We start from the raw sequence: 13,839 nt of genomic DNA, 5'->3' as shown, positions 1-13,839 counted from the left end.
GATAACAACATAAATGCTGTTATCTTCGATACAAGATTAGTGTTCAGCCCATTCAACTGTAGAAAGGTCGATACCTTCTTTGTACATATCCCAAAGCGGAGAAAGTTCACGTAACTTCTCAACAGCAGCTTTAGTGACTTCAAGTACATGATCAATATCTTCTTCAGTGGTGTATTTACCAAAGCTAAAGCGGATTGAGCTGTGTGCCAATTCGTCTGATAGGCCCAATGCACGTAGAACATAAGACGGTTCTAGTGTTGCAGAGGTACATGCTGAACCTGAAGATACTGCTGCATCTTTCAGAGCCATCATTAGTGATTCACCTTCAACAAAGTTGAAGCTCACGTTCAGGTAGTTCGCAACGTTATAAGTTTCGTGGCCATTCAGGAATACCTGTTCAAGGTCACGTAAACCATTCCAAAGTTTGTCACGAAGTACACGTAAACGCGCTTGTTCAGAATGCAAGTTTTTACCTGCAAGTTCAAATGCTTCACCCATACCTACGATCTGGTGAGTCGCAAGCGTACCAGAACGCATGCCACGTTCGTGACCGCCACCATGCATTTGTGCTTTCAGGCGTACACGTGGGCTACGACGTACGAACAGGGCACCGATGCCTTTAGGACCATAGATTTTGTGTGCAGAGAAGCTCATCAGGTCGACTTTCAGTTGAGAAAGGTCAATTTCAACTTTACCTGCAGCCTGTGCAGCATCTACGTGGAAGAAAATTTTCTTGGCACGAGTGATTTCACCAATTGCAGCAACATCCGTTACGGTACCAATTTCGTTGTTTACCATCATCAGGGAGACAAGAATGGTATCTGGACGAATTGCAGCTTCAACCATGTCTGGGGTGATTAAACCAGTTTTTGGTTGTGGTTCCAGATAAGTAATTTCAAAGCCTTCAGACTCTAACTCACGGCATGTATCCAAAATTGCTTTATGTTCAATTTTAGACGTAATAATGTGTTTACCTTTAGATGCATAGAACTGAGCTACACCTTTTAGGGCAAGGTTGTCAGATTCAGTCGCACCAGAAGTCCATACGATTTCACGTGGGTCAGCTTTGATAAGGTTAGCTACCTGTTCACGTGCGTATTCAACTTTTTCTTCCGCTTGCCAGCCGTATGCATGTGAACGAGATGCAGCATTACCGAAGGTACCTTCGAAAGTTAAGCATTCCATCATGCGTTCTGCAACTTGAGGGTCTACAGGAGTGGTTGCTGCATAGTCAAGATAAATCGGACGTTTCATGTCAAATACCTGTAACCGATAAAAGAGCTGAATCAAAAGATGCTGAATTTTGGCGTAGTGAAACGGTTTGAACGTTGTCACGTGCTACGAGGTCAGCAAGCGAGATTTTTGCGAGATAATCGGCAATGTGGTGGGAGAGTTCCTGCCATAAATCGTGAGTCAAGCACATCGCACCATTCTGGCAATTGCCTTTATGGTCGCAGCGAGTAGCATCAACGGTTTCGTTTACAGCTTCAATGATTTCTAACACAGTGATGTCTTGAGCATTACGCGCCAGATGATAACCACCATTGGCACCACGGACACTTGAAACTAAGCCATGACGTTTTAGTTTCGCAAATAACTGCTCAAGATAGGCAACAGAAATAGTTTGACGAGCTGCAATTTCAGCAAGCGTGATCGTTTGTTCAGTTGGCTGCAAAGCTAAATCAAGGAGAGCAGTCACTGCGTAGCGACCGCGAGTGGTTAAGCGCATGATTCGATACACATGGTTAGACTAGATGTGTCGATTTTAAGAATCCTGACTAAAATAGTCAAGTTTTTTTATTATGCAAAATGAAACGTTAAATCGTACCAAAAAGAAGGCTTTATTAAGCAAGCCAATTATATACTAATAACGTAATTAAACCTACGGTAATAAGACCAAAGATTATATTAATTTGCTTCTGACGACGTTGCATGCGTCGAATCCGGTTTTCATACTGCTTAACTTCTACTTGTAGGGTGTTAATTTTAGAACGTTGCTGGTCAATTTTATCTAGAAGTGGGGCCAGACGATTACGTGAAGTAACGACTTCAGACTCGTCTCTTGGTTCATACAGCCACTGTTTCCAGTCAGCAAGCAGTTTCGGCAGGGCAAACAGGGTCAGCAGATCACGGAATTCGTCTTTCAGGATCTGATTGCCATCAATACGCATAGCCTTAATACTGCGACGATTGCCAAAAATAAAGATTTTGATCAGATCGGACAGATTAGTCCGCACATCAAGGTCAATGATCTTATTTGGCGCTTTATGGTCAAATAGCAGACCTTTATCGGTAAACTGCACATAAAAGTCGAAATAAGGAATATAACTATTAATCTTAATAGCGATATTTTCATCAATAAACTTTTTAGCTTGTAATGCAACAACGCGATCATGTTTTAGAATAAAAGTGAAAATCGTTTCTAAAACAATTAAAGTCATTGTCAGCAATAAGTGCGGCTGCTTTTGACTTTGCTGCGATTCGCTCATAGATACAACCAATCCTTTCCTGAAAAATTTGAAATATAAAGCATCCTGCCTAATTGATATTTCAGGGATTAAACTTAAAACATGAAATAAATTGCTTTGTAGAACAGTTTAGCAAAACTGGCAAGTATTAAATTTGCTAATATGCTGTAATTTTGTAGATTTCTATATAAAATTTGCATAGAAAATAATCAGGAGGCGTGCACATGGACAAATCTGAAGCGGCACAGGATGCAATTCCGGAAACAGAACAAAAAACATCAAAAGCTAAGTTGAGATCAGGATCAGAGCGTAAGTCGGTCCTTGACTTTCGAAAATATACCAAACAAATCTGGCTGGCTGGACTGGGTGCATTCTCTCGCGCCGAAGAAGAAGGCAATAAATTATTCGACTCTTTGGTCAAGGTGGGAGAAGAGCTAGAATCCAAAACGACTGACATTGCCGACCAAACTGTCGAAAAAGTCTCAGAAAAGGCCAAAGAGTCTGTCACAGATACCAAAGATAAAGTTGAAAAATTAATTGATCACTCTGTTCATCATTCCTTGAATCGTATAGGATTAGTGACGCTGAAGGACGTACAGCATCTAGAAAAACTGATCCTGCAGCTGCATGCTAAAGTCGATCAGTTGATGGAAGAACAGGGGAAAATACAGGATGAATTGTCTAAAAAATCACAACGAAAGTGACTTTATTCATTATTCAATGTTTTTTTCGCTTATTTTTTTAAAAAAAAGAGGTCGAAGAGTATTGCGTTTAGCCCTAAACCATTGTTATAAAGTCGCTATGGCAATTTAAACAAATTCTTGGACCTTAAATAAACGATATTAAGAGGACGTAATTTTCATGAATAAATCAGAATTAATTGATGCAATTGCAGAGAAAGGGGGATTATCTAAGGCTGACGCTGGTAAGGCTTTAGATGCTACAATTGCTTCTGTTACTGAAGCGCTTAAATCAGGTGATACAGTTACTCTCGTTGGTTTTGGTACTTTCGGCGTTAAAGAACGCGCTGCACGTACTGGCCGTAACCCACAAACTGGTGCTACGCTAGAAATCAAAGCAAGCAAAGTACCTAGCTTCAAAGCTGGTAAAGGCTTGAAAGACGCTGTAGCTTAATCGCCAACAGCAACCAAACGCGCCTCACTAGGCGCGTTTTTTATTGATTAATTAAATAGTCAGGATTAACACATTCATTCAGTGGGTTTTTTCGGGTAAAATCCCATGCAAATAAAATATTGGAATACTTATGGAATCTTTTCGTAAAGTTATTAAGGGTTGGCTGGGCAAGGTCTTGCTCGTTCTGTTTTTGACCCCTTTAGCGCTTGTAGGTATTGAAGGATATTTTAGTGGTGGGAACAAAGATACAGCCAAGACGGTAAATGGCACAGATATCTCTAAAAAAGAATTGGAATCTCTGACAAAATCATTTAAAGAACAATATCTCAGTTATGCCAATGGCGATGAAACATTATTAAATCAGGCATTCATTGATCAAAAAGCTATGGATACGCTGGTTGCACGTACAGTTTTGCTCCAACAAGCTGAAAACTTGGGCATCAGTCTCAGTGATCAGCAAATTGAGCAAATGATTGCTCAGCAACCGAGTTTCCAGCAAAATGGTCAGTTTTCAAATGCGCTCTATGAAAACTATTTGCGCTCTGTAGGCATGAATAGCCAGCAGCTGATTGCAAGTCTACGCACCGACCATGCTCTTAAAATGTTGTCATCTACATTTATTGACTATCCATTGGTTAGTAAACTGGAAATTCAGCAGATTGCTGACTTGCAGACTGAACAGCGTCATGTGCATATTGCCAGTGTTAATCTTGAGAACTACAAGAAAAACGTTAAAGTTACTGATGCAGAAATTGCAGCTTACTATGAAAAGCATAAGACTGTATTCAAGCAGCCAACAAGTGTGGATGTAGATTACGTAGTTTTAAAAGCGGGTGATATTAATACCGCTGCTGTTACGGTAACCGATGCCGAACTACAAGATGCCTATAACAGTTTTGTCGCGGCGCAAAAATCGACTGCTAAGCCAGAAGTGAAACATATCCTGATCACTGCGGATAACCGTTCTGAAGCTGAAGCGCAAAAACTCGCAACAGATGTAGCAGCTAAGATCAAGGCGGGTACAACATTTGCTCAGGCTGCAGCTCAGTATTCAGAAGATCCTGAATCTAAGGCCAAAGGCGGTGCAATCGCAGTTTATGAAGCGGGTGTGTTCGGTAATGCTTTTGATAAAGCTGTTGCTTCATTACAATCTGGTCAGGTTTCTGCACCCGTGAAAACAGATTATGGTTATCACATCATTGCTGTACAGGCACCTGATGTAGCTGTGCCATCATTTGAATCACAAAAAGCACGTCTGACTGAAGAGGTGCTGGCTTCTAAAAAATCAAATGCATTCTCTGATACTGTGAATAGCCTGAATGATATGGTGGTCAGCAGTGACTCACTGGATGTGGTAACACAAGAAGTTAAAGATGTTCGCGTACAATCAGCCAAAGGCGTGACATTGTCTACACGGGATCCATTACTCAGTGATGCCAATGTGAAAGTGAAGCTGTTCAATGACGATGTGAAGAATGGTGACCGTAATGTATCATCTAGCATACAGTTGGCAAACGGTGATGTAGCCTGGGTAAAAGTGCGTGATTACCATGCAGCAGGTGAGCAATCACTGGCGGAAGCGAAACCACGTGTTAAAGCAGAACTGATTGAAGAAAAAGCGCGAGCTCTTGCAAAAGCCCAGATTCAGAAATCATTGGATGAGTTTAAGACCAAACCTGCTGCTTCTGTAGCAAAAGGTAATCTGGTGTTTGAAGATGCGGGTATCTATACCCGTGCTGAAGGCTTGCTAAAACGTGATGTACAGCGTGCAGCATTTAGCCTGAAAGCACCTAAAGCTGGATTTTGGTCTGTGACGACTGCAAGCTTGCCTAATGAGCTGGTAGTAGTTGCTGTATCTGAAGTGAAGAAGAATCCGATTGATGTCTTAAGTGAAGAACAGCGTACTGAACTGGCAAAACTTTATGCCCAGTTACGTGGTCAGCAAGAATTTGATGATTATACGCGTTATCTGAAATCGCAAGCGAAAATCAAATAACAGATTTTCCTTTAAAAAAACCGGCTTTCGAGCTGGTTTTTTTATTTTCTGGAAAAGTTTTTGCTCTATAAGAGCGCCATCTTTAGAGTCAAGGATGCATTGAAATACTGAAACGTGTTTTAAATTTTGGTAGTAAATTCCCTGATGAGTAAATAAAAAAGCGGGACATTTTATCCCGCTTTTTAAATAGTTCGATTTACTCAGCACGAACCTTAATTTCATAGCCGGTATATTTACGGATATTAATAACACCGGTATCCAGGATCAGGTACTGGCCTTTGATACCTTGTAATTTGCCACGGATCACTGGGGTTTTATCCAGATTATGTGATTTGATCTTTTCAGGATAGCTTTCTACCGGATAGATAAACTCGCGTGGGCGTTCTTGCTCCAGAATTTCGACATTTTCATTAAAGTCCAGACTCATGCTGAATTCATCACGAATACTGGTAATTTGCGGTTCGAATTCATCCAGAAGCTGATCACGGATATCAATCAGGTTAAGGGGCTCAGCTTCACCTTTAAGCAGTTTGCGCCAATCAGTTTTATCGGCAACCTGGGTGCCGAACATGACTTCCATTTGACCTGAAAGACGACGAGAACCTACTTTCATGATGGGTAAGGCTTGCGTTGCACCCTGATCCAGCCAGCGTCCTGGCATATGGTTGACACGGGTAATTCCGACTTTAAGTCCACTGGAATTGGCTAAATATACAATATGAGGCTGGAAGCATACTTCATGCGCAAAGGTGTCTTCACGGCAAGTACCCAAATGATAATGGCAGCTCTCAGGCTTCATAATACACATGTCACAAGATGCTTTGGTTTTAAAGCATTTGAAGCAGTGACCTTGAGAAAATGATTTTGATGTTTTGGTACCACAAGACACGCAGTAGATATTACCGGTCCATTCGATCTCGATTTCTTGACCCAGACTAAATGGAAGATCAATTTCTGAACGATCTAATATGAATTTATATTCAACATTTGCCCTGTGTATATCTTGATCAGTTACACTAAGGTTCTTGAGACCGGCATGCATTTTATGGCAAATGCCTTGAAGTTCCATATAAATTACTCACTTAAATCATAAGGATGCTGTTATGGCTGAACAGAATGTCATCACTTCGATGCTAGACGATTTTGCGCAGGAACAGCCCATAAAAACTGCGATTTGTATTGGTCAGGATTTGACCCAAATCAAGTTTAATCAGTCCATTCAATGGCATTATTTTAGCGTATCTGACTTTTTAAGTCTGCCTTTTCAGCAACGTTATGATCTGGGAGTAGTGATGCTAGATACACCTGAAACGAGTGAGTTATCAGATCAATTGATCAGTCAGATATTGGTCAAGCTGCGTGACTTATTTGCAAAACGTTTGGTCGTAGTAAGCCGTTTGCAGGATGAGAAACTACTCCGTTCTTTAGGACTAACCCAACTTATTGATAAAACAACACATAAGGCCGACTTTGCCCTATGGCAATTTAATATTCTGAATTATAAGCATGTACCAGACTGGTTTAATTCCAAATTCTGGGCCAACCCGGAAAATTGGAATAAGTTCCGCTGGTAAGGAAAAAATCTACTAAATTTTATTGCAAATATTAACATATTCATCCATTTCAACCTTCTGTTCAGCACGTATGCTGTAAGAAAGATTGACAGGATAAGCAGTATGACAAACCTCAGTAATATTGTAGAGATGCTGGCCAAGCAGGCCTTGGGCGGTAGTCAGCAACAGCAGAATACCAATCAGCATCAATCCCAAAACCAGTCGCAACAGTCACAAGGTGGGTTGGGTGGAATTCTTGGTGCCGTACTTGGACAGTTAAATCCGGGTAATACGCATCAAACTGGTCAATCCCAGCAAGGCGGCTTGGGCGGGATTTTAGGTTCTGTACTGGGTCAACTGGGTGGTGTTGGTCAGCCACAGCAGCAGCCAAATCAGCAGACGCATCAGCAACCTCGATCATCAGGATTCGGAGCAGGTGGAACCAAGACCTTACTTATTGCCGTATTGCCATTGGTACTTGCCTGGATTCAAAAGCAGGGTGGTTTACAGGGAGCACTGGATAAGCTTAAAGGTCAAGGCTTAAACACTCAGGTTGATGACTGGGTGTCTACAGGTCCTGGTGAGAATGCGCCCGTGGATAACCAGCAGTTACAGCTGTTATTTGATGATCAGGAAGTAGAACAGGTGGCTGAGCAGGTGCATGCCCCAAAGCAGGATGTATATAGTGCCATTTCTAAAGTCTTACCGCAGATTATTGATTCATTAACTCCGCAGGGTGAGCAAACCAGCAAGCAGGAAGCCAATAATGATATTCAGAATGTCCTGAATATGGTTTCAGGTTTCTTAAAGCGTTAACTGAAATTTCTTTAAAAAAGCCCGGCTATAAATGCTGGGTTTTTTGTATTTTTATAAATTATGAGTGTTCCAAATCCAGGCTAAACAGACGATTAGATTTGCTGATTTTTTTGGCCACATAATGTGATTTGCGCAGACGTATTAAAATAATCTGAGATTGGAATTCCAGCTCACCAAATTCCGGCTCGACCTGCACATAATGTAGCTGACCAAATTCATCCCTTACACGGGCTTGAGCTGAAAATCCGGGACGGGCATTACCACTGGAAATGGTTGCCAGACGACCAATCAGATTGACATGATGTTTTTTGTATTTAGGTGGAATCACCTGATCCAGACAGTGAATCATAAATACTGTAAAGAAAATCGCAATAATCAGCGCAGGAATAATCAGGTAATACGCCGGTAGAAATTCCTGTTCCTGAGAATAGATCAGCAGTTGCAGCACATAACCAGCAACACTGAAATTCATCAGCAGGAAAAATACAATTAAAATTTTCGAAAATTTAACATTAAGCAGGTCGAGATTGCGGAAGTAGAAAGGGGAAATTTGTTTCAAAAATTTCGTCGGGCGAATTTTAAATAAATAACCTAAGGTTTCTACCACGCCCAGCAAAATCACAGCGAATAAACTTAAATGAAAAGGCATCAAGTTATAGTCTACGAAAAATGCCGGCATGGTAGCGTCCAATTTCAGAGTTATTCTGTGAGGTAAATCCCACCATCAGAATGCACGTTAATCTCTACTTTTTCAAGTGCTTGACCTTGACATGGACCAGAAATACATTCTCCGGTTTCAACCAGGAATAAAGCACCATGGGTTGAACACTCAATAAATTCCTGATCACGATCCAGGAACTGGTTTTCCAGAAACTCCAGTTCAACCTGCAAGTGTGGACACAGGTTCTGGTAAGCATAGAACATACCATCGCGTTGAGTAATGAAAATGGTGTCGCCATTTGGCGTTTCAAAAGAACGTGCTTCACGTTCCGGGATGTCTTCGGTCATGCAAATTTTAAACATTAAGCGCATTCCTTTTGGAAGTTTTCTAATAACGCAGCATAGTCAGCAATGGCCAGACGTGGGCCAAATTGTGAAACCACCTGACTTGAAATCAGAATTGCCAATTCAGCTGCAACTTTCCAGCCTAGGCCTGCATTCAGTGCATACAGGAAAGCACCGGCAAAGGCATCACCAGCACCATTGGTATCAACTGCAGTTACAGCACGACCCGGTACAGTAAAGCTTTGACCTTCATTGCAGATCAACGCGCCTTTGGCTGACAATGTAATGACAATGTGTTGGCTGATTTCTTGCAATTTAACTAAAGCGGCTTCAATCGTTTCTGTCTCAGTGTACATCAACGCTTCCTGTTCATTACAGAACAATAGATCTACGCCATCTGCAATCATCTCATCCAGGCCGGCACGTGCATATTGCACCATGGCTGGATCAGATAAGGTTAAAGCAATTTTCGCATCACTGGCACGAGCAATGGTACGTGCCTGTTCTACAGCATGACGAGCAGTCTCTGAAGTCGACAGATAACCTTCGATATATAGCCATTTTGCAGTTTTGAGAGATGCGAAATCAATTTGAACGTCAGTCAGTTCCGCAGTGATCCCCAAATAAGTATGCATGGTACGTTCTGAATCTGGACTTACCAGTACCATACAGGTACCAGTAACACCTTCACTGATTGAACGGGTTGTGGTTTGTATGCCGGCTTCATTTAAACCATCCAGATAGATTTGACCCAGATCATCATTCCCGACACGGCAGGCATAGAAAGCTGAACCACCGAGCGCAGCAAAAGCCACAGTCGTGTTTGCAGCTGAACCACCAGAAGCCTGGCCTTTATAGTTTTGCGTGGCTTTCAGGTTCTCATACAGTGCAGCTTGTGTTTCACCATCAGTCAGTTGCATGGTGCCTTTTTGCAGGTTGTGTGCAGTTAAAAAGTCGTCAGATACTTTAAATTCCTGGTCAATTAGCGCATTACCAATTGCAAAAAGATCAACATTTGCCATGTCAGAGAGTCACATTCAAAAACGAAAGTCATAAGTTTACACGAATGCTCAGGTTTGCTATAGAGTGTTGAATCATTTTCAAAAAGTTTTAGGGTATGCTGTAAGGCATTCATTTCGCACTTTGGTCGAATTAAAGCAGATAAATTTCGTAATCCTGCGGTCGTGCCATTGATTTAAATAGCGGATTTTATTTATAAGTGTTATATCACCTGTAACTGCATATTCATGCAAATGCAGGTTGAGCCGAGACTACAATTTCTGACAGTGTGTATATATGGATATTAAAATCGTAAAAGCCGAGCAATTACCAGATCAAATCGAAACTTTTGCTGCTCTGGCAAAAAAGGAAGGCTATGATTTAATTGAGAAATTAGTTGAAGAATATCGCACAGGAAAAAACTCCTTCAGTAAAGATAATGAATATCTTGCTGTGGCTTATGATGGAAACAAGCTGATTGCTTGTGGCAGTTTGAACCAGCAATGGGGACCAGATGGTGTGGAAGAGCGTATTGGCCGTGTACGTCGTTTCTATGTACATCCGAAATATCGCCAGCATGGAGTAGGCAAGCAATTACTGGCTTATCTGGAACAGTTAGCACGTCCGCATTATTCTGCACTTTGCCTGCATACTGAAACCAAACTGGCGGCGAGCTTTTACCAGAAGCAAAATTATGTGTTTGTCGAAAACCATCCGAATTACAATTACTTTAAATATCTGATCTAGCCGATTTTCAATTTAACAAATACGGTTCATAAACTTGGTGATTCATTTTCTGAATGACCAAGTTTACTTAATTCGATCAAAATGATTGGTTTTCAGCGTGAATAATAACAAAAACTAAAGCTATAATGCGATCAGTTGTTTTTTATCTAAAAATTAGGAGATCGCATGACTGTAGATGTCACTGAAACCATTTCACAAACTGTACATCCTGCGTTTCAGTTGGTACGTCAACACCATGTTGATGCTTTAGACATTTTAGTGTCTGAATATAAACATAATGTGACCGGCGCCATTCATTATCACCTGGCGACCAATCACGATGAAAATGTCTTTTTAGTGGCTTTCCGTACGCAGCCAATGGACTCTAAAGGCGAAGCGCATATTCTTGAACATACCGCGCTTTGCGGTTCAGAAAAATTTCCGGTACGTGATCCATTCTTCCTGATGATTCGCCGTTCCCTGAACACGTTCATGAACGCCTTTACTGCGGCGGACTGGACAGCTTATCCGTTTGCCACCCAGAATGATAAAGACTTCCAGAACCTGTTAGAAGTATATATGGATGCTGCTTTTGCAGCGAACCTGAATCCGCTGGATTTTGCCCAGGAAGGGATCCGTATTGAGCTGGAAAATGGTGAACCGGTTTACAAAGGTGTTGTGTTTAATGAAATGAAAGGTGCAATGAGTTCACCTTCAGATCAGCTCTATCATACGCTGGCGTATTACCTGTTCCCGGATACCACCTATCACTACAACTCTGGTGGTGATCCTAAAGATATTCCTGATTTGACTTACCAGGAGTTAGTTGATTTCTATAAGTCACATTATCATCCAAGTAATGCGGTATTCATGACCTTTGGCAACAAGTCAGCTTATGAACTGCAAGAACAGTTTGAAAACTTGGCACTGTCTAAATTTGAACAGGGTGAGACCTTATACTCAACGCCAGAAACCCGTTTGTCTGCACCGGTATCGGTGACTGATACTTATGCAGTTGATGCAGAGGATTTACGTGATAAAACCTATCACGTTATTTCCTGGTTACTACCGGAAGCAAGCGAAATCAAACTTCGTCTGGGTATGCGTTTGGTAGAAGGTATCCTGTTAGAAGATTCGGCATCTCCACTGCGTCATTATCTGGAAACCTGTGGTTATGCAGATGCAACAGGCCCGTTCATGGGGGTTGATGACTCTAACTTTGAAATGACTTTTTATTGCGCAGTTCAAGGCTCAAATCCAGAACATGCTGAAGAATTTAAAAATGGCGTATTCAAGATTCTGGAAGATGTTGCTGCGAAACCGGTAGATCAGCAGGCAGTAGATGCGATTCTGCATCAGATTGAATTGCATCAGCGTGAAATCAATGGTGATGGTACGCCATATGGTTTAAGCCTGATCCTGAATGGTTTAGGTAGCGCAATTCATCACCGTGATCCGGTTGAAGTCTGGGATGTGGATTCTGCAATTGCCGCAGTTAAAGAAGAACTGAAAGACCCAATGTGGCTGTCTAATCTGATCAAAGAACATCTGATTGATAACCCGCACCGTGTGCAACTGACACTGGTTCCAGATGCCACCAAATCTGCCAAAGAAGCTGAAGCGGAAAAAGCACGACTGGCAGAAATTGGCAAGACACTGACTGAAGAACAAAAAGCTGAAATCGTTGCGCAGACTGAAGCTTTAAAAGTCCGCCAGGATACACCGGATGACCTGAACCTGTTACCTAAGGTTGGCCTAGAAGATGTGCCTGCTGAAATGCAGATCGTACAGGGTCAGTTGCGTGAAGTGATTTCCAATGGCATCGATACGCCATTAAACCTTTATTATGCGGGTACCAATGGTATTTATTACCAACAAGTCTTGGTACAGATTCCTGACGAAGTAGTGCAATCGCCATATTTTAACCTGCTGTCGATTCTGGTCGGTGAAGTGGGTGCGGGCGATTATGACTATCTTGAATTCCAGCAAATCCAGACTGCTGTTAGCGGTGGATTGGGTATGGGAGCTTCATTACGTTCAAAAGTAGATGACAAGAATAAGATTTCTGCCTGGTTAACGCTCACAACTAAATCTCTGGTAAATAACCTACAAGCGATTCAGTTGCTGAAAACCGGTTTTGAGCAGCTTCGTTTTGATGAAAAAGGCCGTATTATTGAATTGCTGCAACAGCGTAAAACACGCTGGCATTCGCGTATTTCGGGCTCAGGCCATAGCTATGCGATGCAGGTAGCTTCACGTCAGCACAGTGCTTTAGCGACCCGTGATTATCATAACACTGGTCTTGGTGCATTGAACTGGCTGATGAGTCTGGTTGCTCAGATTGAGAAAGATGAAGCTGCTTACGATGCCATGATTGAAGAGCTGAAACGTATTCACCGTATTTTACTGCAAGCACCAAAACAGTTCTTACTGGTCTGTGAAGAACCGCAAGCGGATCATCTGGTAGAAGAAGTTCAGAATGTTTGGGATAAAGTTGCTGTGGACCGTAATCCGGTACAACTTGCTCAAACTGAAAAAGTATTGAATGAAGCAGATGAGGCATGGCTGATTCAGGCCAATGTTCAGTTCTGTGCAGCAGCTTATCCGGCAGTGGAAGTATCTCATCCTGATGCAGCACCATTGATGGTCTTGGCAGGCTATTTGCGTAATGGATACCTGCATAGTGCGATCCGCGAAAAAGGCGGTGCTTATGGTGGCGGTGCCAGCTATGATGGTAATGCCTGTTCATTCCGCTTCTACAGCTACCGTGATCCACGTTTAGCAGAGACTTTCAAGGACTTTGATGCAAGTGTTCAGTGGCTATTAAATGCAGAACAACAGCCACATCAACTGGAAGAAGCGATTCTGGGTCTGATTGCCAGCATGGATAAGCCGGGTTCACCAGCAGGTGAGGCAATTACAGCTTGTTATGCTTACCTGCATCAGCGTACTCCGGCATTCCGTAAGCAGTTACGTGAACGTCTGCTCAATGTGACGCTGGATGACCTGAAATGTGTGGCTCAGCAATATCTGGTAGAACAACAGCCATCGCGTGCAGTGGTTGCACCAGTAGCAAAACGTGAAGCACTGGAACAGCTCGGATTTGTGATTCAACAAGTTCAATAAAAGAAAAAAGGAAAAT

At 42.1% G+C, this 13,839-nt stretch carries 14 protein-coding genes; 7 read left to right on the top strand and 7 right to left on the bottom strand.

The annotated features are described in order from the left end of the window. Positions 1-36 precede the first annotated feature (36 nt). The 3 genes from FSC11_RS07995 to FSC11_RS07985 all read right to left on the bottom strand — a co-directional run bounded on the left by FSC11_RS07995 (position 37) and on the right by FSC11_RS07985 (position 2,489). Positions 37-1,254 carry an IscS subfamily cysteine desulfurase gene (locus FSC11_RS07995; RefSeq protein WP_004812743.1) on the bottom strand — a complete coding sequence of 406 codons (1,218 nt, stop codon included), beginning with the start codon at positions 1,252-1,254 and terminating at the stop codon, positions 37-39. Between the two features lies 1 nt (position 1,255). Then, positions 1,256-1,729 carry an Rrf2 family transcriptional regulator gene (locus FSC11_RS07990; RefSeq protein WP_004812744.1) on the bottom strand — a complete coding sequence of 158 codons (474 nt, stop codon included), beginning with the start codon at positions 1,727-1,729 and terminating at the stop codon, positions 1,256-1,258. A gap of 115 nt (positions 1,730-1,844) precedes the next feature. Continuing rightward, a complete protein-coding gene (locus FSC11_RS07985) occupies positions 1,845-2,489 on the bottom strand; it encodes a hypothetical protein (RefSeq protein ID WP_004812747.1) in 645 nt (214 codons plus the stop codon). 203 nt (positions 2,490-2,692) lie between these two features. Between FSC11_RS07985 and FSC11_RS07980 the strand changes: the two genes are divergently transcribed. From FSC11_RS07980 to FSC11_RS07970, 3 genes are all read left to right on the top strand, one after another. Then, positions 2,693-3,172, top strand: a complete 480-nt coding sequence (locus FSC11_RS07980; protein WP_163166186.1) for a phasin family protein — start codon at positions 2,693-2,695, stop codon at positions 3,170-3,172. Positions 3,173-3,329: 157 nt separating this feature from the next. Next, positions 3,330-3,602 (top strand): HU family DNA-binding protein, encoded by a 273-nt coding sequence (locus FSC11_RS07975; RefSeq protein WP_004279807.1) that lies wholly within the window; start codon positions 3,330-3,332, stop codon positions 3,600-3,602. A 130-nt stretch (positions 3,603-3,732) separates the two neighbouring features. Further along, positions 3,733-5,598, top strand: a complete 1,866-nt coding sequence (locus tag FSC11_RS07970; RefSeq protein ID WP_163166184.1) for a SurA N-terminal domain-containing protein — start codon at positions 3,733-3,735, stop codon at positions 5,596-5,598. A 196-nt stretch (positions 5,599-5,794) separates the two neighbouring features. Here FSC11_RS07970 and FSC11_RS07965 read toward each other — a convergent pair whose 3' ends face one another. Beyond that, the gene (locus FSC11_RS07965) at positions 5,795-6,667 is read right to left on the bottom strand and encodes a DUF2797 domain-containing protein (protein ID WP_005221807.1); all 873 of its coding nucleotides are present in this window, start codon (positions 6,665-6,667) and stop codon (positions 5,795-5,797) included. A gap of 34 nt (positions 6,668-6,701) precedes the next feature. Here FSC11_RS07965 and FSC11_RS07960 point away from each other — a divergent pair, with 34 nt between their 5' ends. Further along, positions 6,702-7,172, top strand: a complete 471-nt coding sequence (locus FSC11_RS07960; protein WP_163166182.1) for a DUF6231 family protein — start codon at positions 6,702-6,704, stop codon at positions 7,170-7,172. 102 nt (positions 7,173-7,274) lie between these two features. Continuing rightward, positions 7,275-7,967, top strand: coding sequence for a YidB family protein (locus tag FSC11_RS07955; RefSeq protein WP_163166180.1), 693 nt, complete (start codon positions 7,275-7,277; stop codon positions 7,965-7,967). 58 nt (positions 7,968-8,025) lie between these two features. Here FSC11_RS07955 and FSC11_RS07950 read toward each other — a convergent pair whose 3' ends face one another. The 3 genes from FSC11_RS07950 to FSC11_RS07940 are packed head-to-tail and all read right to left on the bottom strand — an operon-like array spanning position 8,026 to position 9,994. Then, positions 8,026-8,646, bottom strand: a complete 621-nt coding sequence (locus tag FSC11_RS07950; protein WP_076753468.1) for an OB-fold-containig protein — start codon at positions 8,644-8,646, stop codon at positions 8,026-8,028. Between the two features lie 20 nt (positions 8,647-8,666). Continuing rightward, on the bottom strand, positions 8,667-8,975 hold the full coding sequence (locus FSC11_RS07945) for a Rieske (2Fe-2S) protein (RefSeq protein WP_008305220.1): 309 nt from the start codon (positions 8,973-8,975) through the stop codon (positions 8,667-8,669). Positions 8,976-8,989: 14 nt separating this feature from the next. Continuing rightward, the gene (locus FSC11_RS07940; protein WP_163166179.1) at positions 8,990-9,994 is read right to left on the bottom strand and encodes an adenosine kinase; all 1,005 of its coding nucleotides are present in this window, start codon (positions 9,992-9,994) and stop codon (positions 8,990-8,992) included. Between the two features lie 274 nt (positions 9,995-10,268). Between FSC11_RS07940 and FSC11_RS07935 the strand changes: the two genes are divergently transcribed. Then, positions 10,269-10,718 (top strand): GNAT family N-acetyltransferase, encoded by a 450-nt coding sequence (locus FSC11_RS07935; protein ID WP_163166178.1) that lies wholly within the window; start codon positions 10,269-10,271, stop codon positions 10,716-10,718. Positions 10,719-10,883: 165 nt separating this feature from the next. After that, the gene (locus tag FSC11_RS07930; protein ID WP_163166177.1) at positions 10,884-13,823 is read left to right on the top strand and encodes an insulinase family protein; all 2,940 of its coding nucleotides are present in this window, start codon (positions 10,884-10,886) and stop codon (positions 13,821-13,823) included. Positions 13,824-13,839: the final 16 nt, after the last annotated feature.

The sequence above is a fragment of the Acinetobacter schindleri genome (genome assembly GCF_010918895.1).
Taxonomy (GTDB): domain Bacteria; phylum Pseudomonadota; class Gammaproteobacteria; order Pseudomonadales; family Moraxellaceae; genus Acinetobacter; species Acinetobacter schindleri.
The sequence above is the reverse complement of the archived record's forward strand: the minus strand, read 5'-3'. Positions and strand labels throughout refer to the sequence as shown.